The sequence below is a fragment of the Pseudomonas sp. S2_A05 genome, assembly GCF_054668485.1.
In genome coordinates, this window is the sequence record NZ_CP162775.1 from 1,223,306 (window position 1) to 1,245,160 (window position 21,855).

A 21,855-nucleotide genomic window follows, 5' to 3' on the forward strand; every position below is an offset into this window, starting at 1 on the left:
GGCGACGTGCAACTCACCGTGCGGCAAAAAACCTGAGCAGTGTTGACGCAGATGGCCAGCAGAAAACAGATTTTGTGGGACGACGGCGAGCGGGTGCTGTCCCGTGAGCGCGGTTCGAATGATGGCAGCCTACTGGCGGTGCGTCCGGCGATGGGCCAGCCATTGCCGAGCACCCTGGAGCGTCTGGCGCATGAATACAGCCTCAGGGACGACCTCAATCCTGCCTGGGCGTTGCAGCCGACAGCTTTCGAGCGTACGGGCACCCGAGTTCGTCTGCTGTTCGACGATCCGGGTGGCGAGCCGTTGTCGCGATTGCTGGTCGCTCCGCTGGATATCGAAACCTGTCTGGAATTGGCCACGAACATCGCCAAGGCACTGGGCCATATGCATCAGTGTGGTCTGGTGCACAAAGACCTGAAACCGCAGCATGTCTTTGTCCATTGCCATGACGGGCAGGCGCGGCTGACCGGCTTCGGCCTGGCCACGCGCTTGCCACGGGAACGGCAAGCGCCCACGCCACCGGAATCTATCGCCGGCACGCTGGCTTACATGGCGCCGGAGCAAACCGGGCGGATGAATCGTTCGATCGATTCGCGTAGTGATCTGTATGCCTTTGGCGTGACGCTGTACCAGATGCTCACCGGCTCGCTGCCGTTCAGTGCCAGTGAACCGATGGAGTGGGTGCATTGCCATATCGCGCGGCTGCCAATGCCCGTGTGTGAACGGGTGGCGACGGTGCCGCCGATGTTCTCGCGAGTGGTCATGAAACTGCTGGCGAAAACTGCCGAGGAGCGCTATCAGAGCGCAGTCGGTGTCGAGCATGACTTGCGCCGTTGCCTCGATGACTGGCGCCGTATGCGGCAGATCGAGACGTTCACGTTGGACGAGCAGGGCGCCTGCGAGCGCTTGCTGATTCCGGAAAAACTCTACGGCCGCGAACACGAAGTGCAAACGTTGATCGATGCCTTCGCCAATGTGGTGCAGACAGGCGCGCCGACACTGGTGCTGGTATCCGGCTATTCCGGCATCGGCAAATCGTCGGTGGTCAGTGAACTGCACAAGGTGCTGGTGCCGTCGCGTGGCTTGTTCGCCGCCGGCAAGTTCGACCAGTACCAGCGCGACGTGCCTTATTCGACTCTGGTTCAGGCCTTTCAGGGGCTGGTGCGGACGCTGTTGGGCAAGCGCACCGACGTACTGGCGGGCTGGCGCGAAGCACTGTTGCGGGCACTGGAAGCGAATGCGCGGTTGATCACCGATCTGATCCCCGAACTCAAGCTGATCATCGGCGAGCCGCCGCCCGTGCCTGAGTTGGAGCCGCAACAGGCGCAGCAGCGGTTCCTTCAGGTCTTGCAGCGTTTTATTGGCGTGTTCGCTCAGTCCGAGCATCCGTTGGCGCTGTTCCTTGACGACCTGCAATGGCTCGACGCGGCCACCCTTGATCTGCTCGAAGATTTGCTCAGTCGCGCAGAGACCCCTCATCTGCTGCTGGTCGGTGCTTATCGCGACAACGAGGTAGATGGCGATCACCCACTCAGCCGCACACTCAAGACCCTGCATCACGCCGGCGTACACATTGACGAAATTCGTCTGGCGCCACTGGCTGGCGCGCACATCGAACAACTGATCAGCGAGTCACTGCGCTGCCCGCCGGCGAGCATTGTCGCGCTGGCGCGGCTGGTGCTGGACAAGACCGCTGGCAATCCGTTCTTCGTCATCCAGTTTCTGCACGCCCTGGCCGAGGAGAAGCTGCTGACATACGAGCCTGCGTGCCAGCGCTGGCGGTGGGATGTGCACCTGATCAACGGCAAGGGCTACACCGACAATGTCGTCGATTTGATGGTCGGCAAACTGGCGCGGCTGCCCAGGAAACCCGCCAGGCGCTGCAACAACTGGCCTGCCTGGGCAACGTCGCGCGTCTCGACACGCTGGCCACAGTCCTTGATGTGCCGGTGCCTCACGTTCACTCCGCATTGTGGCCGGCGGTGCGGCTTGAGTTGGTCGAGCGTCAGGACGGTGCCTACAGGTTTGTGCATGATCGCATCCATGAGGCGGCGTATTCGCTGATCGCTGAAACCGAACGGGCGCAAATGCACTTGCGCATCGGCCGGCTGCTGGCACTGCAAACCCAGGGTGAGCGGCGCGAGGAGGCGATCTTCGAGATTGTCGGCCAGCTCAATCGCGGTGCGCATCTGATCAGCCTGCGTGCCGAGCGCGAGCAACTGGCCGAGTTCAACCTGCTCGCCGGCCAGCGAGCGAAGGCCTCGACCGCTTATACCTCAGCACTGACCTATCTGGGCGCCGGCGCAGAACTGTTGGGCGAGCAGGGTTATGACAGTCGGCATGAACTGGGTTTCGCTCTGGAGCTGAACCGTGCCGAGTGCGAATTTCTCACCGGCCAACTGCAGCTTGCCGACTCGCGCCTGGCGACATTGGCCGAGCGCGCCGTGACCACCGTCGAGCGCGCGGCGGTGGCGTGCCTGCAGATGGATGTCTACTTGCTGCTTGATCGCAGTGACCGGGCGGTGACGGTGTGTCTGGCCTTTCTGCGTCAGGTCGGCATCGATTGGCCAGCGCGTCCGGACGATATTCAGGTGCGCGACGAATATCAGCAGGTCTGGACCAGCCTGCGCGGGCGCAGTATCGAGCAGATGATCGACTTGCCGCTGATGGAGGATCCTGCCGCGCGGGCCACCCTCGATGCGCTGGGCAAACTCTTCGCGCCGGCGGTGCAGTCGGATCTGAACCTCGCCAGCCTGACCATTTGCAAAGCGATCAGCCTGAGCCTGCAATATGGCAACTGCGACGCCTCCTGCCTGCTCTATGCCAACTTCGGGCGCGTGTCGGGGCCGCGTTTTGGCGACTATGCCGCTGGTTATCGATTTGGCCGTCTGGGCTGCGATCTGGTTGATCGGCGCGGGCTCACGCGTTATGAGGCGAGCACCTGGTTGTGCTTCTCGATCTTCGTGGTGCGCTGGATGCGGCCAGTGCGCGAGTGCCGCGAACTGTTGCGCCGTGCGCTCAACGCGGCCCATCGCAGCGGCGATCTGCCGTATGCCGCGTTCGCCGGAAACAGCCTGATTTCCGATCTGTTGTTTATCGGCGAGCCGCTGGCCGAGGTGCAGGCGCAAGCGGAATCAGGGCTGGTCTATGCACAAAAGGTCGGTTTCGGTCTGGTGGCGGATTTCATGCGCTGCCAGTTGACGCTGATCCGCATGCTGCGCGGGCAGACGCCGACGTTCGGCTGTTTCGACGATGACGGGTTCGATGAAACAGCTGTCGAGGCGCATCTGGCCGGTTCGGCGGATCTGGCGCTGGCGCGCGGCAAGTACTGGGTACGCAAGTTGCAGGCGCGCTATCTGGCCGGGGATTACGCGGCGGCCGCTGAGTGCGCGGCCCAGGCGCAGGGACTTTTGTGGGTGGTTTCGGCGTTTTTCGAGGAGGCCGAATACCATTTCTACGCGGCGTTGACCTTGGCGGCCCACGGCGAAACTGACGCCGGTGCTTTGCAGCGTCTGGGTCAACATCATGAACAGTTGCAGACGTGGGCGCGCTTGTGTGCAGAGACCTTCGCCAGTCAGGTGGCGCTGGTCGGCGCGGAAATGGCGCGCGTCACCGGACAGTTGCTCGAAGCCGAATTGCAGTACGAGCAAGCCATTCAATTGGCTCAGGACAATGGTTTGCTCCATATCGAAGCGCTGGCCAACGAACTGGCCGCACGGTTCTACGGCGCTCGCGGGCTGGTCAGGATATCCCGGGTTTACCTGCGCGACGCACGCTACGCCTATCTGCGTTGGGGGGCTGCTGGCAAGGTGCGGGAGCTGGAGCGACGTCATCGTTTTCTGCGTGCCGAAGAGGCGCAACCGAATCCGGTCACCACGCTCATTACGCCAGTTGAACATCTCGACCTGGCAACGGTGCTCAAGGTCTCTCAAGCAGTCTCCGGCGAGATCGTCCTGGACCGTTTGATCGAAACGGTGATGCGCACCGCGATCGAACAGGCCGGGGCCGAGCATGGCCTGCTCATTTTGTTGAACGCCGACATTCCCTATGTCGCTGCGCGAACCCGTATCGGCGACGGTGCCACGCAGCTGTGCAACGCGCCGCTGCACACGGTGGCGCTGGCAGAGTCAGTGCTCTACCAGACGCTGCGCACCGGCGAAAACCTGTGCCTGGACGACGCGGTTGCCGATCCGCTGTTCGCCGCTGATCCATACGTTCAGCAACGAGGCGCGCGCTCGATCCTGTGCCTGGCATTGATGAATCAGGCGCGGGTCGCCGGGGCGCTGTATCTGGAAAACAACCTGTCCGCCGGGGTGTTCAGCCCGACGCGTCTCGCCGTGTTGCGCCTGGTGGCGTCGCAGGCAGCGATCTCGCTGGACAACGCGCGCCTGTACCGCGACCTCGCCGAGCGAGAAGCGAAGATCCGTCGGCTGGTCGACGCCAACATCATCGGCATCATCGTCTGGGGCGTGGAAGGGGAAATCATCGAGGCCAATGACGCGTTCCTGCGCATGGTCGGTTACACCCGTGATGAGTTGCTTTCGGGCAGTGTCCATTGGCGTGACATGACCCCGCCGGCGATGCGCGCTAACAGCGATATTGCACTGGCAACGGCGATCCACACTGGCCGGGCCCAGCCATTCGAAAAGGAGTACATCCGCAAGGACGGCAGTCGGCTGCCGGTGATTGTCGGTCTGGCTGCCTTCGAAGCGAGTCAGCAACAGGGCCTGGCCTTTGTGCTGGATATCAGCGAACGCAAGCTGGCTGAAGAGCAAGTGCGCGAAGGCGAGCGTCGTTATCGTCAGGTGCAAACGGAACTGGCCCACGCCAATCGTGTGGCAACCATGGGTCAGTTGGCCGCATCGATTGCCCACGAAGTCAATCAGCCGATCGCCGCCACGGTGACCCATGCTAATGCCGCGTTGCGCTGGCTCGGTGCAAAGCCACCAAATATCAACGAGGTCGAGCAGGGCCTGCGGCATATCATTCTCGACGGCAACCGCGCCGCCGACGTACTCGGGCGCATCCGCGCGCTGATTCACAAAACGCCACCGCAGCGTCAGCCTGTCAGCCTCAATCTGCTGATTGAAGAAATGGTCGGTTTCAGCCGGGGCGAAGCGCTCAAGCACGGCGCCGAAGTCAGCGTTGAGCTTGCGGCAGAATTGCCTTTCGTAGTGGCGGACCGGGTCGAACTGCAACAGGTGCTGCTTAACCTGATCATCAACAGCCTCGAAGCCATGACGATCATGGCAGAGGGGCAGCGACGTCTGCTGATTCGCAGTGAGGCGCTGGGTGATAACGTGCACATCAGTGTCAGCGATTCGGGGCCGGGCTTTGCCTGCGAGCGGGCGGAGCACGTGTTCACGGCGTTCTACACGACCAAATCCACCGGGCTGGGCATGGGCCTGTCGATTTGCCGCACGATCATTGAAGGACACGGCGGCAAATTGTGGGCCGAGCGCAATGAGCCGAGCGGGGCGCGGGTGGTGTTTGGCTTGCCGCGTTGTGAATGAACATGATCAACAGCCAGGCTACCCGGGCATTGAGCCCGGGTGTTTCTGTCGGTGAGTTCAGGCCACCGGAATAGGATTCTCCAGCAGCGACAGGTTGAACTGCTCGATCAACCCGTGCTCGTTCGCGCCCTGGTTGGCTCGCAGCGGCAAGACTCGATCAACCAGCACTTCGGTAGTGGCGGTTTCCAGCTTGATCAGGGTTTCCTCGATGAACTCGCCCAGCGGCATGGCGCGCTCGTCGCCGCTCTTGTGAATCAGATCGGTATCGACCCAAGGTGGCGCGATTTCCAGGACCTTGACGCTGGTGTCGCGCAGCATGAAGCGTTGCGACAGCGAGTAGGAGTGGATCGCCGCTTTGGTCGCCGAATACAGCGCCGTGGTCGCCAGCGGCAGGTAGGCCAGCACCGAGCTGTTGTTGATGATGTAGGCCTCGGGCTGGCGCTTGAGGTGTTCGACGAACGCCGCACTGACGCGCACCGGGCCGAGCAGGTTGGTCTGCAACAGACCTACTGCCTGCTCATCGTCGTAGTCGCCGGAACCCGCGTTGTCGAAGGGCATGATCCCGGCGTTGTTGATGATTACGTTCAACGACGGATGGCGGCGGATGACTTCGGCGGCGACGTCCTTGATCTGCTGCGCATCGTTGATGTCCAGCTGCACGGTGTCGATGCCCGGATTCGCCTGGGCAATCTCTGCCAGCAGGGTCTGGCGACGACCAGCGATGATGACCTTGTTGCCGCGCTGATGCAGGGCCTCGGCCAGTGCGCGGCCGATGCCGGAAGTGCCGCCGGTGATGAAGATCGTGTTGGCTTCAAGTTTCATGAGCTGCGTCCCGCGAGTGGATTGATTGGAATGCAAGCCATGATGGAGAAAACCTGCTCCGACCTGAATGACGTATGTGGTAGTGTTTCAGGACATTCAACAAACGGAGCGCGACCATGCATCGAGTCGGCTATCTGCTCACGGAAGGTTTTCAGGTGATGGCGCTGGCGACCCAGTCGGTGTTCGAGTTCGCCAACATCGTCACGGGCAAAGCCGTGTACAAGGTGCAGAACTTTTCCCAGGCCGGCGGCATCGTCAGCTCCTCGCTGGGCTTGCACGTCGATACGTTGCCGCTGACGCAAGCGGGGCTGGCCGACAGTTGGCTGGTGGCGGGAACGCTGACACCGCTGACGCCGCCCGATGCTGACGTGCTGCACAGCGTGCGCGGGCTCGCCGACGGCGCACGCCGCGTGGCCGGCATCTGCACCGGCTCGTTCGTACTGGCGCAGGCCGGTGTACTGGATAATCGCCGCGCGACCACGCACTGGGCGTTCGCCCCGGCGCTGCGCAGGATGCATCCGTCGGTGAATGTCGAGGACGACCGGATCTTTATTATCGACGGCCCGGTGTGGACATCGGCGGGCATGACCGCTGGGGTCGACATGGCGTTGGGCATGGTCGAAAAAGATCTGGGCAGCGACATTGCGCGCTCGGTGGCACATCGGCTGGTGATGCATCAGCGCCGCTCGGGCGGGCAGTCGCAGCACTCGGAATTGCTGTCGCTGTCACCCAAATCCGACCGCATTCAGAGTGCGCTGGATTACGCGCGCAAGCACCTCAATCGCCCGCTGAGTGTCGAAGAACTGGCCGAAGTGGTGCACCTGAGTCCGCGGCAATTCACCCGCGTGTTCACCGCCGAAACCGGCCAGTCTCCGGCCAAGGCGATAGAGAGCCTGCGCCTGGAAGCGGCGCGTTTGCTGATCGAGCAGAGCAATCACAGTCTGGATATTGTTGCCAGAGAAACCGGGTTTCGTGACCGTCGGCATATGCGCGAGGTGTTCATGCGCGGCTTTGGCGTGCCGCCGCAGGCGGTACGGCGGGATTCGCGGCGGAGGGTATGACGTGACCAGGGTCTACGAAAAAATGTTGATCCCCATTCTGCCGATCAGGAATACGAGCAGAATCAGGAAGAAAACTCTGATGAAACTGCTTCCATACCGTAATGCCAAAAAGACACCGGTCAGTGCACCGGCCATATTGCATAAAGCAACTATGCCGCCAATCGCCCACAAGACATTACCGGAGGGGATAAAAAATATGAGCGCAGCGCTGAACGTCCCCAGGTTGACCAGTTTTGCAGAGGCTGATGCATTGAGGAAATCAAAGCCAAAGACCTTGACGAAGATAAACAGCAGCAGGCTGCCACTGCCCGGGCCGAAGACACCATCGTAGAAACCGATCAGGCTGCCAAAGAAAACTCCAAGGCATATGTCTTTCGTTCCGAAGTGGCGGTCTTTGCCTGCCAAACCAAGTTTTTTTCCATAAACGTGTAGATAGCCATGACTATCAATATGAAAAAGACAACGATCTCCATCAATCTTTTAGGAACAAGGGATACTGAGAGAGCTCCGAGAAAAGAAAATAAAAAAGCGGCGAGCATGGTCGGAAGCATTAAATTCCAGCGAATTTTTATGCGCTTCAGGTAACCCGATATTGATGAAATATTGCCTGCCAGAACGGCCAGTTTGTTGGTGCCGAAAATGGTGGCAAGGCTGTACTGGGGTAGAGCATGTAGAAGTGCCGGCACCTGTACCAGGCCCCCGCCACCGACCGCAGCGTCTATCAGGCCACCACAAAACGCGAAGAAACCCAATGCAAGAACAGCGTGTTCAACATCCATGCGATAGATCCCTGCGGAACGTCATTTGGCCGGAAGGTTCATGAGTCGCTCGTGGTTTGGTTTAAATATCGTCAAAACATGCCGATCATTCTCCAAGCTCACATTATGAGAGTTCATCGGCATGCTTCGTTAATCCATAGAGATCAACAGGTCATAATCCGATGCATGGCGGAGAATGCATTGCCGACTCTTTCATTGTAATTGAGCATGATGCCCTTCAGTCGCGCAGGCTTGAATTCCAGACCTACCGTCTGACCGTAAGCTTGCGCGGCCGCCAAGGCATGCAATCCGTGTTTGTTCTCAACTTCTCCGGAGTGCCCCATTACGTAGCCTTTGGCGTTACGCAGGTTTTGCGTGTTTGTCCTCAAGAACGGATTGGCCGCGAGGAGCTTTGCTTCAATATATTGAGCGATGAAATTGTATTCACGACCGTTCCACAGTTCAGATGAGATTGAAACCATCATCGCATCCATAATTGAAGATTTGTGTTCCTGCGAGTTTAGTGCCGTTTTATGCTTGGCGACCCCGGTGTTGTATAGGAAGTCCGCGAAGTCATTGCATTCAGCAATTTTGAATTGTTCTTCAACCCAGGCTGACGCACCAAAAGTTGCAGTCATGTAGTTGTACATTCCGTCATGGCCCTGATGTCCAAGACCGAAATCATCTTTCGCCACTTCATGCATATGCGCCATGACATTGTGGTAACCCTCACGTCTGTCGGCAGATACCGATATCGCATCCGCCGACAGGCGCATGATGATTTTTGCCGAGACAAGGCTGGTGGTTTTATGGGTTTCATTCCACCCATTGAAAAAGCTCAATACCGACGAGTCTATTACTGGCTTTTCGAGGAACGCCCTGAATGCGCTTTCAGCCGCCAGTTGCGCGTCTTGCGTGATGGAATGATTGAGTACCTCAAGCATGGCGTCCTGTATCTCAGCAACGTTGCCGACGCAGGCCAGCAACGGTTGACGCCGTTGGTTTTCTTCTAAGGTACGTCCGGGAATTTTCAAGTTGCGTATGTGCTTGGGCAGGGCCTGGATAAATGTCTCGCCAAATTCTTGCATGGATTTATGTTCAAGCGGTTCCAAACGACTCTGTGGCGATGCTGAGCTCATGATGTGTCCTTCTCCCTAAAGACCTATGAAATGTTTGGTTTTAACGCACTTTCTTGCCTTGCAGCGGCGAAATTAGCCCGATTTGTTGGCCTGCGACAAGTGACTTATACTGACCAAATCATTCATTTTTAATGAGCGTTTACATGGAGTTTTCGCAACTGGTCATGTTCAAGGCAGTAGCCGATCTGGGCAGTATCGTCCGTGCCTCGGAGCGATTGCACTGCGTGCCGTCCAACATCACCAACCGCATCAAGCTTCTGGAACGTGAGCTTGGAGTTGACCTGTTTATAAGGAAAGGCAGAGGATTGATCATCAGCCCTTCAGGTCGGCTTTTTCTCGGCTATACCAACAAAATCCTGTCTTTGTGCGAAGAATCGCAACGAGCGCTTGATCCGTCGTCAGCTCCTTCGGGAGAACTCAGGATTGGTGCCATAGAATCATCCGCTACCGGCCGGTTACCCAAAGTGCTATCCAGGTTTCATCAACTTTATCCGGCTGTACAAATGCAATTCAGCACTGGCGATTGGTCACAATTATCCGCAGAAGTGGTCAACTACACGTTGGACGGGGCAATAATTGCCGTCAGGCCAGAACATCCGGACATCGAGAGTCTGGAGATCTATGAAGAGGATCTAGTGGTGATTGCCTCGCCGTCCGCGGGGGTGATAAACCAGCCAGAGGACCTGCGCGGTGTGGATTTATTCATGTGGCCTGAAGGATGTCCCTACAGAAAGGCTTTGGTAACCTGGCTGGAACGGTACAAAGTTTTCAATCCGATAACAAGCATAGCCAGTTATGGCACCATCCTTGGCTGCGTAAGTTCAGGCGCCGGGATATCGTTGGTGCCCAGAGGCATGTTTGAACAGTTCCGCCAGCTCGGCGGTATTCAAGGATTCTTCTTCAATGACTTAAAGCCTGTGCAGAATTATTTTATCTGGAACAGGCACGTTGAATCTAATCGCGCAAAAGACAAGTTTGCCGATTTGCTTAAGGAAGAGTTCAAGGTTTGAGAAGTGGTCGGCAGTTGGCCCTATCCTGCAAAGTTCGCCTGCACTCGTCATTCAGCACAAGGGACCGAGCGCTTACAGAGATCACTGATAGGCTCTCGCAACCATGGTCATTGGATTGAAATAAATGAATCTGGAAGCGCAACTGCGGGATCTGATTGCTGAAGATCCCGTCCGCATGCACATCTTGCGCATCGTCAGGGTTCTCAACTTGCCGGACTGCTGGGTTGCCGCAGGTTTTGTGCGCAGCCTGGTTTGGGATCATCTGCATCAGCGCCAACCTTCGCCGTTGCCCGAGGACATTGATGTCATATGGTTTGACAGAACACGTCCCGGTGATCAAACGGATTTGGCCTTGGAGGTCGAGCTTGCAGCACTGTGCAGTGACTTGAAGTGGTCGGTGAAAAACCAGGCACGCATGCACCAGCGGAACGCCGATGCGCCTTATGGGGCGGCTGCGGATGCAATGACGTTCTGGCCGGAAACTGCTACGGCAGTAGGTGTCAGGCTTGATCGGCATGGTGCGATAGAGGTTTCGGCGCCATTGGGGCTGGAGGATTTGTTTGCGCTGAAAGTGCGGCCAACCGCCCGATTTGAAAGTGATAAATACGTGGTGTTTCTGGAGCGCCTGCAGTCGAAGAGATGGCTCGAGATCTGGCCGAAATTGACGCTCGTAACGCAGGGTTGATGCCGCCCCGATTGATCGTTTAAACCGATAAGGAAATCTTTATGCATCCCGACCTTTCGTAGAGCGCTCGGGTTTTTGATTGAGGCTTTGAAGTACCAGGGACAACTAGCGGCACACGACCGAGGAGCAAAATGGAGATTGACCCGCTGCTTAAGAAGCGACAGTTGAATGTGCAGGAGCAGAATGCTGTGACTGCCCATCGCCTGATCCCCTTGTAGGAGTGAGCCTGTTCGCGATGACGCCAGCCCATTCACCGCCACATAAACAGAAAACCCTTAGCCCGTTTAAACAGTAAATCAAGCATTAAGCAAACGGCTACAACGCCTTGCGCCATTCCCTACGACTACGCCAGAATCCGCCGGCTTGTGCGTCTAGGTCGCGGGTTCTATCGTCTGTCGGTCGCTGAAAAACAGTGATCGGGTTTGGTAGCCCGCCATAACTAGTCGCATCGCGCACCGTTCGCAGACCGGCTTCAGGTCGCTGCTCAATGGTGGCCATGCGCAGGACACCTTCGGGTGTGCCGGTTCCTAGTTACCGGTCTACCAACCCGCGTATGGCCGCCACCTTCGTTTGGTAGCGAATGTGAAGGCTCCTTTTAGCTAACTAGGAGTTTCACCATGTTCAAAGTCACACCCAATCCCCCAACCACCGACCCCGCATCCCCCTACGAATCAAGTGCATCGAAAAAACTACACGAAGCCGCCGAACGCGCCCTCGATCACTACCTCGGCCCGGCAGACATCCTGGCCAGCACCAACACCCCGGAACAGATGTTCCTCGCCAACCCGAAATACGACACCGAATCCCTGCTGGCCAACGCCAGCGAATCCCTCGGCTCGGCCACCACCATGCTCTACGACTTCGCCGCGCTGCTCGACAACCCGCGCCGCAAAACCCTGCTAGGCATCGCCCAGGTCGTCATGCTCGGCGAAATCGCGGTCAATCAGGCTTTGGACAAAGTCGAAATAGCCAAATAACCCGCAATGCGACGAGCGCAAAACCTCGTCGCAACACCCGGGCGCACCACGGCTGGCACACGGCCACGGCTTGCACCACCCGGGCTCGACTGTCACCCTTCGGGCCGTTCTTCAAGGATCAGAACAAGGAATCAAGGATTGAGTGGTTACGTTCCAAACCCGCCGAAAAACTACCGCTACGAACAAGCCAAACCCGTCGACCTGCACGCCCAGCATTGGGCCGAGTATGAGAAACACGGGAAAGAGCCCGCGCGCGAGCCTGAGAAGATAGGCATTGCGTTGAGGATCGGGGTTTTCTTTGATGGCACTGGCAACAATGCGAACAATTCTGCTGCGGGGTTGTTGTGTGGTGCTCAGCATCCGATTGCGCCGGAGGATATACCAGCTAGCTGCATGCCTTATATGAGTGACCCGGATAGTAGTTATGGTGCCGGGCCTACGAATATCAAGAAATTGTTTTCTCTGTATAAAAAGACCCAGAAAGCCGAAGGCGATGGCTTTCTTAAGTTCGTCTCAAGCCCAATATATGTCGAAGGTATAGGCACTGAAAGCAATCAGATGGATAGCGCTGTAGGTGCTGGAACGGGGCGAGGTGAGACTGGTGTTACGAGTCGCGTACAAGCGTCCTTCACGCAGATAAAACAAGCTATCGAAGAGGCACTGCAAGAGAACCCCGACAGTGAAATTGCGTCCCTGACGTTCGATACATTTGGCTTCAGTCGTGGGGCTGCTGCTGCACGGCACTTCGCAAATGAAGTGGTGCGGGGTAAGCAAGGAGCTTTAGGAGATCTCCTAAACCGGAACGCCGCAGATTTCAGTCGCACCTTTGATAATAAATACGGGAACGGCATCAAAATGGGTTTCATCGGGCTCTTTGACACGGTGCCCTCAATTGCCGGCTTCACCAATCTTGGCCGGGTGAAAAGTCCTATAGCTCCCGGTGTGAGGCTTTACCTGGACCGTCAATACTTCACGGATGTCGTACATCTCGTAGCGCGTGATGAGTGTCGCGCTAATTTTGCGCTCAGCCGAGTGAAGCCCGCGCACCCTGAGTACACTCTTCCCGGGGTTCATTCGGATATTGGCGGCAGCTATCTTGATGAAGTAGAGGAACGCGTGCTTGTCAGTCCGATGCAAACTCTCGATGTACCTCGGTACGTAGACGTTTCAACGACGTCGATTTATCACGACGCCGCGCGCGTAAAAAGCGAGTGGCTTGCTAAAGGATGGCCTGCGCATCTGCTGGATATTGTCACCCCGGCTTCCTTCGAAATTCCGCAGGAGCATCAAGACAGGCTTTCACCGGGGCAGAAGCGCGTATATGCCGCTCTACAATTGAAACGTCCGGTGAGTGGAAAACTTTCGAGAGTTTATTTAAGAGTCATGTATCAGCTGGCAAAAGAAAAGGGTGTTCAATTCATTGATATACCGGAAGATGACGAATATTCCGTGCCGGCAGAGCTGCAATCTCTTTGTGACCGATTTCTCACCGGAAACTACAGAACAACTGCAGAAGAGGAGGCTTTGCTCAAGCTGAAGTACATTCATACCTCTGCAAACTGGAATCATCCCCTTGGAAGAAGAGACGGGAGCGGTATTGATGCTGTTTACATCAACGCCCCGACGGAAGACGCGATCCGTGTACAACATCCTCACGTAGCTGATTGGAAGCTCTGGTAATGAAGTCTGTAATCGCTCTGCTTGTCGCCTTATTGTTAATGGGCTGCCAGAAAGGAGGTTTCGAAAGTGGAGAAAATGACCCCAAGTCTCCTTGGTGGCAAATAGGATTCGTTGAGCCGAATTACATGAAGATCTGGGTTGAGGACAGCTCGGTGCTGGATATCAATAACAGAATGTTTTTCAGAGTCGGTGGAAAATCCGCTCCCGGAGGCGAACCAGAAGATGGGACGGAGTCTGCCCGTGGTTGGGGAACAGTCGGTGGTTCTGGAGTTTTGGTTACCGGTGCTGACCTTCCTCGAATGATTTTTGTCCGTTGGCAGTCGATATCGGAGCAGAAAACCTATAAAGGCTTCATAGAGATTCCAGAAGAAGCGAGGCAACTGATGGTGCAGTCCACACATCAGCGGTGCCCGAAGACTCCGGAAAGAACCGCACGTTACTCCGCAACGCTGCTTGTGGGGCTCGCCCCGGGGGGAGTGCTTCAAGCGTGGGTCAGGGACTACTGCCACCGCCCGATAAAAGTCTCCCATGCTCAAGGCGAACTCGAACCTCTCGGCCCGGAGCAGGGCAAGCATGGCGGGCGCTATGCCTATCCCGTGAGTGAAAAGGCCAAGCGTTACATTGATAAGTTCGGCATCCCGTACGGTAGTTGGTAAATGACGTGGATGGAGCGCCGTCCACTTTTCAAGTGCTAGACCGTTTCACTTCTTTTGAGTCGAATTAGGGGCGGCGTCTTGAGAATAGAAAAGGTCGACCGTTTCGATGATGTCGACTACGACGCAGGCTATGAGTATCGAGGGTTCAATTACCTGATTCTGGATGGTGTCGATCAGTTTCTCGTCAGAACTTACGATGACCAACCCGGTAGCGCGACGGTCGTACGCCCTGCCATGACCACAAGCACCAGACTCAGAACGCTGGCGGAATTCTTACGAACGGAGCTGGAGGTAACTGCGATTTATCTCTACAAGGGTGAAATAGGAAGCTATGTCCAGGTAGACCTCGAGAGCCTGCAATTCTGCTGATCCGGTATCGAGCCGGGGGCGATAAGCAGGACTCGCCAACCAAGAGTCCCGCCACCACACCCCCTCAAAGCTCAGCCTTCACCCCAACCTTCACCGCCGCTTTGCGATACGTCAGCAAAACAATCCCGCTCACTACAATTACTCCACCCACGATCTGCCCTCTGCTGAGCATTTGATCCAGCACAATCCAGCCCATCAACAACGTCGCCAGTGGTTCGATATTCATCACCGGGGCGTTGCGTGGCATGTCCAGTCGGGGTACGGAAATGAACAACACAATGAAGCCGGTCCCATAGAGCACGACGAGCGTGGCAAGGGCCAGCCAGCCGGTTGAGGTGGCGGGGGAGGTTGAGTCCGCCGGGGAGGGCGCCGGTCAGGCCGGCCAGGTTGACGCTGCTGAAGACGATGAAGATGGTCAGCAGGCTGCGCACCGAGCCGCGCACTTGCGACAGTTTGTGGTCGGTGATCCACAGCGCGCAGGCGAATACGCTGGCGGCGCAGAAGGCGAGTGCGACGCCCAGTAGCCATTCCGGGCCGACGCTGGCGCTGTCTGACAGACGTCCGGGGACGTCCAGTACGAACACCAATCCCATGAGAATCAAGCCCATCAACATCGCGGTGCGCGCGCTTGGTCGTGGGCCGCCCAGCGCCCAGGTCAGCAAGGCGAGCAGGATCGGAAACACGTTGGCCACCAGCAGGGCCAAAGCGACCGGGACCCGCGCGACAGCGGAGTACAGACATAGGCTCTGCGCGGTGATCAACAGCCCCAACAGTAATTGCCAACGCCAAGCGCCCGCCGGCAGACGCAGACTTTGCCGCTGCCACAGGACGAGAATGGCCAGCACCAGCAAGGTCCCGCCCGAGCGCATCAGAATCGCCAGCAACACGCCCGCGCCATCATCAAAAGCGACCCGTGCCGCGACGTGGTTGCCGGCGAACGCACAACCCATGCACAACAGAATGATCACGGCGAGATAACGGGGGAAGGGCGGCGGTACGGTTGGCGCAAACTCAGGACGGGACATGGCAGATCTCAAAAATGATAGCCACTCGGGGTGGCTCAGGTTTTTATTATGTTGTCGTACAACTGCCAGATTTGTACCGTAATCGAGCGGGGCCGGCAAGCTTGAAAGGCTTGTAAAATCGCTTGGTTGTGGTGCTGCTTAGATCTTAGAGGTCGTATAACTTGCTCGTTAAACCCGAGCATCGAGTCGAATTGCCCACCCATCCTCTCGAGCCTGACCGACCAGAAAATCCACAAAAGCCCGGGTTTTTGCTGGCAATAGTTTCTGGCTGGAAAAGTACAAATAGATCTGCCCTGCATCGACATACCAATCGGGCAAAACCCTTTCCAGCGTACCGTCCTGCAGATAAGGCAAAACATCCGGAACTGCCAACAGCGCAACCCCCAACCCCAGTCGCGCGCACTGACACAGCGCTTGCGGATCGTTGACCAACAGGCGCGGCGTCAACTCCAGGGGCGCTCGTTGCCCGTCGGGGCCTTGCAGCATCCAGCTGCGCACCTTGCCGGTCTGTACCGAGCGCATGGCCAGGTGATTCAGCGTCGACAGCTCTTCAATGCGCTGGACGCGCGGGCGCCCCGACAGATACTCCCGCGAGGCCACCAGAATCAGATGCGCCGGGGCGATGGCTCTGGCGACCACACCTTGCGCGAGTTCAATGCCGCCACCGATGGCCGCATCAAATCCATCCGCGATGAGATCGACCTGGCGATTGTCGACGTGCCATTCAGGGGTCACGGCGGGGTATTGCTTGAGAAACTCGGGCATCAGCGGCAGCAGAAAATCCCTGGCGAAACCGGGTGCTGCGCTCAGACGCAAAAGCCCTGAAGGCTCTCCGGCATTGCCGGCCACATCGGCAATCGCCGCTTGAACACTTTCCAGTCCCGAACCGACGTTGGCCAGAAAGCGTTCTCCCGCTTCGGTCAGCGTGAGTTTGCGCGTGCTGCGCTGAAACAAGCGTACGCCGAGGTTAGCCTCCAATTGCGCGACATTGCGGCTGACCGCCGCGGGTGTCAGGCTTAGGCGGCGCCCCGCCGCAGAGAAGCTTCCTGCCTCGGCGCTGCGCACGAATGAGAGCAAATTACCCAACGTTTCCATCCGCGCACCTTCAACTAATGATTGAAAGTGATTCTAGTTGTCTTCCACTACTGGTGGAAGATCAAAAAGCGTCTCATAGCCTCATCAACTTCAACCACCCAGAGGCTCGACCATGAACACATCCACGCTTCCACTGACCGGCAAAATCGCCATCGTTACCGGTGGCTCACGCAGCATCGGCGCAGCCATCGCCAAACGGCTCGCGGCAGATGGCGCAACCGTCGCTATCACCTACAACGCATCGCCAGATCGCGCCGCAGCGGTCGTGCAGGAAATCGTTGCGGCGGGCGGCCAGGCTGTGGCGCTGGCGGCCGATGCGGGCAACCCCGAGGCTGTACGTGCTGCGATTGCCGAGGTTGCACAGCGTTTTGGCAAGATCGACATTCTGGTCAACAACGCTGGTATCAGCCTGCTCGGTGCCCCCGAGGACATCGTCTTTGAGGACTTTCAACGCATCCTTGCGGTGAACGTGACCGGCCTCTTCGTCGCCACTCAGCAAGCGCTCAAACACATGGGGCAGGGCGGCCGCATCATTCACATCGGCAGCTCGATGGTGCAATACGCTGCGTTCGCTACCGCCTCCGTCTACACCCTGAGCAAAGGTGCGCTGACCGGTTTCAGTCGTGGACTGGTGCGCGATCTGGGGCCGCGCGGCATCACTGTGAACACCGTCCATCCCGGCCCGACCGACAGCGACATGAACCCGGCCGACGGGCCTATTGCGGACTTCCTACGCCCGAACATCGCCATGGGGCGGTACGGCGAGGGCAAGGATGTTGCCAGCGCGGTGGCGTACCTGGCCAGTGCAGAGGCAGGGTTTGTCACCGGTGCAGAATTAATCGTCGACGGCGGCTTCACAGCGTAAGGAGAGCATCATGACTATCAGCATCATTGGTACTGGCTCCATCGGCACCGCCATCGCTCGGTTGCTCGTCAACGCAGGCCTGCCGGTCAGCCTGGCCAACAGCCGCGGGCCGCAGAGCCTTGCCGATCTGGTCAGCAAATTGGGTCCACTCGCACAAGCGGTGACGGCTCAGCAAGCCAGTCAGGCGGACATCGTTTTTCTGGCGGTGAACTGGTCGAAAATCCCCGACGCGGTGCGCGATCTCGGGCCTTGGGATGGGCGCATCGTGATCGATGCCAACAACCCGATCGAGGCGCCACTGTTCAAACCGTTCGATCTGGGCGGCCAGCCGTCTTCGCAAGTGGTGGCGCAGATGCTGCCCGGTGCGCACGTGGTCAAGGCCTTCAACCACCTGCTCGCGGCTCTGCTGAGCGATCCCACCGCCGAGGGCGGCAAGCGTGTGCTGTTTTATTCCGGTGAAGATGCCGCGAGCAAAACCCAAGTTGCAGAGCTGATTGATCAATTGGGTTTTTACGGCATCGATCTCGGCGGTGTGCAGCAGGGAATGCTTGCGCAGTTTCCGGGCGGACCGCTGCCAGCCTTGAACCTGGTCAAACATGGTTAATCGCTGAGCCCGGGCAACCGGGCTTCACACACAAATCGAGGAATCAAAAATGGCTGGCTCAGATTCGCGAAATACTGATGAAGTTGAAAACTACGACGCCTTGCTACGGGCCAATCTGCAGCGGGTGTTCAACCAACGCGATGCACAAAGGCGCTTGGCGGCGGTGCAGGAGCTTTTTGCAGAAGCACCGACGATGTATGAACCGGCTGGCATCGTCACCGGGCAAGCGGCGATTTCGGCAGTGGCCGGTGCGTTGCTGGATCAGTTCGGGCCGGACTTCGCTTTTGTTGCGGAGGGAACTGCAGTTGGGCATCACGGCTTGGGTTATCTGCGCTGGCACGCCGGCCCGGGCGATGGGCCGGTCATCGTCAGCGGCGTCGATGTGGCAGAAATCAGCGAAGGGAAAATCGTGCGGTTGTGGGTGTTGCTGGATGCGCCCCAAGGCTGAGCTGTCCGGCAGGGCGGCAGATCGGGTTCCATTGCCGCCTGTCGCCGACTGTCAATCAGATCGATATCCCGCATTGACATATCGAAGAATCTCGATATCCTCGGCGAATGGAACTGATCGAAATCTTCAAAGCCCTCTCGAACCCGACGCGCCTCAAGATCCTTGAAGGCCTGAAGGATCCCGTGAAGAACTTCCCCCCGCAGGATGAGGGTGACGTTCTTGTTGAGGGTGTCTGCGTCAGCAGTATCCAGGAAGGTATCGGCCTGTCGCAGTCGACGGTGTCGAGTTATCTGGCCACGTTGCAGCGGGTGGGGCTGGTGGAAGTGCGGCGCATCGGTCAATGGACCTACTACAAACGCAATGAGGCAGCAATCAGCGCGCTTGCAGAGATCATAGGGAAAGAGCTGTAAATTTTTTTACTACAGGATATCGAGAATTCTCGATATCCCTCTTTATCGATACGAGGTTTTGCCATGAAAGCGATGATTCTGAAATCCTTCGGCGGTCCTGATTCGTTCGAACTCAGCGAAGTGCCCAAACCGGTTCCGCAAGCGGGCCAAGTGCTGGTCCGAGTGCACGCTACTTCCATCAATCCGCTGGATTATCAGGTTCGGCGCGGTGACTATCCCGACCTGGTGCCGCTGCCAGCCATTACCGGTCACGACGTGTCGGGCGTGGTTGAAGCCATCGGGCCGGGCGTCAGCGCTTTCGCGCCGGGCGACGAGGTCTGGTACACCCCGCAGATATTCGACGGGCAGGGCAGTTATGCCGAGTACCACGTCGCAGCCGAAAGCATCATCGCCAGAAAGCCTGCCTCGCTGAGCCACCTTGAGGCGGCCAGTCTGAGTCTGGTCGGCGGTACGGTTTGGGAAGCGCTCACCGTGCGCGCTGTGCTGCGCGTAGGCGAAAGCATTCTGATCCACGGCGGCGCGGGCGGCGTCGGCCATGTGGCGATTCAGGTGGCCAAAGCCATGGGCGCCGGGGTCTTTACGACCGTGCGCGAGGCCAACGCCGATTTCGTCCGCAGCCTGGGCGCTGACGTGGTGATCGATTACACCCAAGAGGACTACGTCGAAGCGATCATGCGCGAAACCGCCGGGCATGGCGTTGATGTGGTGTTCGACACCATCGGCGGCGATACCCTGTCTCGCAGCGCCGACGTGCTCGCTCAGCTTGGCCGCGTAGTCTCGATCGTCGACATCGCGCAGCCACAAAACCTCGTTCAGGCCTGGGGCAAGAACGCCAGCTACCACTTCGTCTTCACCCGGCAGAATCGCGGCAAGCTCGATGAATTGAGCGCGTTGGTCGAGCGCGGCCAGTTGCGGCCCCACGTTGGCGCGGTCTATTCCCTCGCCGACATCCCGCTCGCCCACGCTCGACTGGAGAGCGCCAACAACGGTCTGCTGGGAAAAATCGCCATCGCCGTCGAGCCTTCGCTCATCGTCTGAATCCGCTCACTGATTTTGGAGAAACATCATGGTTTACGAGATCGCTGTGCTGCCCGTTCACCCGCATCAGACTGAAGCCTTCCGGCGCGCATTTGCCGAAGTCGAACCGTTGCTGACCCGCGCCAAGGGATACGGCGGCCACTTGCTGGCGCAAGGTATTGAAACTCCCGAGCAGTTCAATCTGATGGTGCGCTGGCAATCGCTTGAGGATCACTCGCCGGGGTTTGAAGAGAGTGACGACCATCAGCGCTTCATGCTGGGGCTGGAGGATTATTTTTCCGCAGAGCCGAGCGTGTATCACATTGAGGGTGGTGCTTTTCCGGGTGGCGACTTGAGCGTTCCGGACAGTGGCTCAAGTACAGGTAGCTGAGTGTTCTGATGGCTTTCGTCACAAGTGGCTGTTGCCGATTTTCCTCCCGCGTTGAACCAATGCAATGATGTTAGGCTGCACGAGGTCAGCCGTACCTTCTGTACTCCTGAGTTTGTTCTTTTACTGTCTGCGCCGGCGCGCCTGTCGGCGCAGATGGATTTCCTCTATGGACTACAGCCATGCGCCTGCCAGATTTCATTCTCGAAAACCTAGAGCCGATACTGCAGGCCTGGGAAGATTTCGCCCGCACCATCGAGACACCAGGTGCGGAACTCGATAACGCTGCGCTGCGCGATCACGCCGAGCAGATGTTGCACGCCATCGTTATCGATCTGCGGAGCAAGCAGACCATCAGCGAGCAAATTGCCAAGGCCCAGGGTCATGCGCCGCGCGACGATGAAGAAACGGCTGCGGAAACCCACGCGGTGACGCGGCTGATGGCCGGTTTCACCATCGATCAGATGGTTTCCGAATACCGCGCGCTGCGCACCAGTGTGCTGAGCCAGTGGCTGCGTCAGGTCAAGGATGGCAAATCGGTGAATGTCGACGACATGACGCGTTTTCACGAAGCCATCGACCAGGCGCTGGCCGAGTCGATTGCCAGCTACTCGCGCGCCGTCGAGGCGTCGCGCAATGTGTTTCTGGGGATTCTCGGCCATGACTTGCGCACGCCACTGGGGGCGATTCTGCTTGGTGCGGATATGTTGCGGCGTACAGAGACTGCCGACCCGCGCACCAGCAAGGTGGCCCGGCAGATCTACGCCAGCGTGCAGCGCGCCAGCGAGATCGTTGGCGACCTGCTGGATCTGACGCGCTGCCAGATGGGGCCGGGAATTCCGGTGAAAAAATCCCTGATCGATCTCAGCCCTGTGTGCGAGCGGGTGATCGAGGAAATCCGCGCCTTTCATCCGCAGGCCAACGTGCGGTTCGATGCGAAGGAAGCGGTGAGGGGAGCCTTCGATGGCGCCAGGATGGAACAGGTCTTTTCCAACATCATCAGCAATGCGGTGACCCACGGCGACAATAAGTTTCCGGTCTCGGTCGAGTTGCAGGTCCGCGAGGATTGCGCGGTGTTCACCGTACATAACGGCGGTGAACCGATCCCGGAGGATGTATTGCCGTTCATCTTCAACCCGATGGGGCGGTTCTCGCAGCGCTCCGTGGTTGATCACGGACCGGTTGCCGGGCTCGGTCTGGGCCTGTTTATCGCTTCGGAAATCGTCGCCTCACATGCCGGCTCCATCGAGGTCAGCTCTGACCTGGACGGCGGAACCGTGTTTCGCGTAAAGCTTCCGGTTGATGCCGAAAGCCCCGTCTCCATCTAGGCCAA

16 protein-coding genes and 3 pseudogenes are annotated in these 21,855 nt (G+C 58.2%); 14 read left to right on the forward strand and 5 right to left on the reverse strand.

Translation table 11 applies throughout. The features are described 5' to 3' along the window. Window positions 1–51 precede the first annotated feature (51 nt). Window positions 52–5,513 (forward strand): annotated as a pseudogene (locus AB4O12_RS05610) (trifunctional serine/threonine-protein kinase/ATP-binding protein/sensor histidine kinase). Window positions 5,514–5,570: 57 nt separating this feature from the next. On the opposite strand, the gene AB4O12_RS05615 reads toward AB4O12_RS05610, so the two are convergent. Further along, the gene (locus AB4O12_RS05615; protein WP_041480578.1) at window positions 5,571–6,335 is read right to left on the reverse strand and encodes an SDR family oxidoreductase; all 765 of its coding nucleotides are present in this window, start codon (window positions 6,333–6,335) and stop codon (window positions 5,571–5,573) included. Between the two features lie 116 nt (window positions 6,336–6,451). Here AB4O12_RS05615 and AB4O12_RS05620 point away from each other — a divergent pair, with 116 nt between their 5' ends. Next, on the forward strand, window positions 6,452–7,396 hold the full coding sequence (locus AB4O12_RS05620) for a GlxA family transcriptional regulator (protein WP_315435626.1): 945 nt from the start codon (window positions 6,452–6,454) through the stop codon (window positions 7,394–7,396). Window positions 7,397–7,408: 12 nt separating this feature from the next. Here the strand turns inward: AB4O12_RS05620 and AB4O12_RS05625 are convergent. Then, window positions 7,409–8,175 (reverse strand): annotated as a pseudogene (locus AB4O12_RS05625) (sulfite exporter TauE/SafE family protein). Between the two features lie 143 nt (window positions 8,176–8,318). Next, entirely contained in the window at window positions 8,319–9,293 is a 975-nt protein-coding gene (locus AB4O12_RS05630; RefSeq protein WP_460060698.1) for a hypothetical protein, read from the reverse strand. A gap of 143 nt (window positions 9,294–9,436) precedes the next feature. On the opposite strand from AB4O12_RS05630, the gene AB4O12_RS05635 reads away from it, so the two are divergent. The 5 genes from AB4O12_RS05635 (at window position 9,437) to AB4O12_RS05655 (ending at window position 14,301) form a co-directional block, all read left to right on the forward strand. Further along, window positions 9,437–10,303: a LysR family transcriptional regulator gene (locus AB4O12_RS05635; protein ID WP_252887710.1), complete on the forward strand. Its 867-nt coding sequence runs from the start codon at window positions 9,437–9,439 to the stop codon at window positions 10,301–10,303. Between the two features lie 124 nt (window positions 10,304–10,427). After that, on the forward strand, window positions 10,428–10,988 hold the full coding sequence (locus AB4O12_RS05640; protein ID WP_252869238.1) for a nucleotidyltransferase family protein: 561 nt from the start codon (window positions 10,428–10,430) through the stop codon (window positions 10,986–10,988). 617 nt (window positions 10,989–11,605) lie between these two features. Beyond that, window positions 11,606–11,965 (forward strand): DUF6124 family protein, encoded by a 360-nt coding sequence (locus AB4O12_RS05645; protein WP_024012551.1) that lies wholly within the window; start codon window positions 11,606–11,608, stop codon window positions 11,963–11,965. A gap of 138 nt (window positions 11,966–12,103) precedes the next feature. Then, complete coding sequence (locus AB4O12_RS05650) at window positions 12,104–13,645, forward strand: T6SS phospholipase effector Tle1-like catalytic domain-containing protein (protein WP_460060702.1); 1,542 nt, start codon at window positions 12,104–12,106, stop codon at window positions 13,643–13,645. Beyond that, a complete protein-coding gene (locus tag AB4O12_RS05655; protein ID WP_460060704.1) occupies window positions 13,645–14,301 on the forward strand; it encodes a DUF2931 family protein in 657 nt (218 codons plus the stop codon). Before AB4O12_RS05650 ends, AB4O12_RS05655 begins: the two co-directional genes overlap by 1 nt. 433 nt (window positions 14,302–14,734) lie before the next feature. Here the strand turns inward: AB4O12_RS05655 and AB4O12_RS05660 are convergent. Continuing rightward, window positions 14,735–15,620, reverse strand: a pseudogene (locus tag AB4O12_RS05660) (EamA family transporter). Between the two features lie 243 nt (window positions 15,621–15,863). Beyond that, a complete protein-coding gene (locus AB4O12_RS05665; RefSeq protein ID WP_460060706.1) occupies window positions 15,864–16,790 on the reverse strand; it encodes a LysR family transcriptional regulator in 927 nt (308 codons plus the stop codon). Window positions 16,791–16,902: 112 nt separating this feature from the next. Here AB4O12_RS05665 and AB4O12_RS05670 point away from each other — a divergent pair, with 112 nt between their 5' ends. From AB4O12_RS05670 to AB4O12_RS05700, 7 genes are all read left to right on the forward strand, one after another. Further along, entirely contained in the window at window positions 16,903–17,655 is a 753-nt protein-coding gene (locus AB4O12_RS05670; protein ID WP_305382712.1) for a 3-oxoacyl-ACP reductase family protein, read from the forward strand. Between the two features lie 7 nt (window positions 17,656–17,662). Continuing rightward, a complete protein-coding gene (locus tag AB4O12_RS05675; RefSeq protein WP_460062394.1) occupies window positions 17,663–18,259 on the forward strand; it encodes an NADPH-dependent F420 reductase in 597 nt (198 codons plus the stop codon). A 49-nt stretch (window positions 18,260–18,308) separates the two neighbouring features. Then, window positions 18,309–18,707: a nuclear transport factor 2 family protein gene (locus AB4O12_RS05680; protein WP_305382713.1), complete on the forward strand. Its 399-nt coding sequence runs from the start codon at window positions 18,309–18,311 to the stop codon at window positions 18,705–18,707. A 107-nt stretch (window positions 18,708–18,814) separates the two neighbouring features. Further along, the gene (locus AB4O12_RS05685; RefSeq protein ID WP_024012559.1) at window positions 18,815–19,117 is read left to right on the forward strand and encodes an ArsR/SmtB family transcription factor; all 303 of its coding nucleotides are present in this window, start codon (window positions 18,815–18,817) and stop codon (window positions 19,115–19,117) included. A 63-nt stretch (window positions 19,118–19,180) separates the two neighbouring features. After that, a complete protein-coding gene (locus AB4O12_RS05690) occupies window positions 19,181–20,155 on the forward strand; it encodes a zinc-dependent alcohol dehydrogenase family protein (protein ID WP_460060710.1) in 975 nt (324 codons plus the stop codon). Window positions 20,156–20,183: 28 nt separating this feature from the next. Next, entirely contained in the window at window positions 20,184–20,525 is a 342-nt protein-coding gene (locus AB4O12_RS05695; protein WP_460060713.1) for an antibiotic biosynthesis monooxygenase family protein, read from the forward strand. 179 nt (window positions 20,526–20,704) lie between these two features. After that, window positions 20,705–21,850 (forward strand): ATP-binding protein, encoded by a 1,146-nt coding sequence (locus AB4O12_RS05700; protein WP_460060715.1) that lies wholly within the window; start codon window positions 20,705–20,707, stop codon window positions 21,848–21,850. Window positions 21,851–21,855 lie beyond the last annotated feature (5 nt).

What these genes read in the sequence shown, in the direction of transcription:
- AB4O12_RS05615 (WP_041480578.1), bottom strand. Translation starts at nt 6,335, where the DNA reads ATGAAACTTGAAGCCAACACGATCTTCATCACCGGCGGCACTTCCGGC.
- AB4O12_RS05620 (WP_315435626.1), top strand. Translation starts at nt 6,452, where the DNA reads ATGCATCGAGTCGGCTATCTGCTCACGGAAGGTTTTCAGGTGATGGCG.
- AB4O12_RS05630 (WP_460060698.1), bottom strand. Translation starts at nt 9,293, where the DNA reads ATGAGCTCAGCATCGCCACAGAGTCGTTTGGAACCGCTTGAACATAAA.
- AB4O12_RS05635 (WP_252887710.1), top strand. Translation starts at nt 9,437, where the DNA reads ATGGAGTTTTCGCAACTGGTCATGTTCAAGGCAGTAGCCGATCTGGGC.
- AB4O12_RS05640 (WP_252869238.1), top strand. Translation starts at nt 10,428, where the DNA reads ATGAATCTGGAAGCGCAACTGCGGGATCTGATTGCTGAAGATCCCGTC.
- AB4O12_RS05645 (WP_024012551.1), top strand. Translation starts at nt 11,606, where the DNA reads ATGTTCAAAGTCACACCCAATCCCCCAACCACCGACCCCGCATCCCCC.
- AB4O12_RS05655 (WP_460060704.1), top strand. Translation starts at nt 13,645, where the DNA reads ATGAAGTCTGTAATCGCTCTGCTTGTCGCCTTATTGTTAATGGGCTGC.
- AB4O12_RS05665 (WP_460060706.1), bottom strand. Translation starts at nt 16,790, where the DNA reads ATGGAAACGTTGGGTAATTTGCTCTCATTCGTGCGCAGCGCCGAGGCA.
- AB4O12_RS05670 (WP_305382712.1), top strand. Translation starts at nt 16,903, where the DNA reads ATGAACACATCCACGCTTCCACTGACCGGCAAAATCGCCATCGTTACC.
- AB4O12_RS05680 (WP_305382713.1), top strand. Translation starts at nt 18,309, where the DNA reads ATGGCTGGCTCAGATTCGCGAAATACTGATGAAGTTGAAAACTACGAC.
- AB4O12_RS05685 (WP_024012559.1), top strand. Translation starts at nt 18,815, where the DNA reads ATGGAACTGATCGAAATCTTCAAAGCCCTCTCGAACCCGACGCGCCTC.
- AB4O12_RS05690 (WP_460060710.1), top strand. Translation starts at nt 19,181, where the DNA reads ATGAAAGCGATGATTCTGAAATCCTTCGGCGGTCCTGATTCGTTCGAA.
- AB4O12_RS05695 (WP_460060713.1), top strand. Translation starts at nt 20,184, where the DNA reads ATGGTTTACGAGATCGCTGTGCTGCCCGTTCACCCGCATCAGACTGAA.
- AB4O12_RS05700 (WP_460060715.1), top strand. Translation starts at nt 20,705, where the DNA reads ATGCGCCTGCCAGATTTCATTCTCGAAAACCTAGAGCCGATACTGCAG.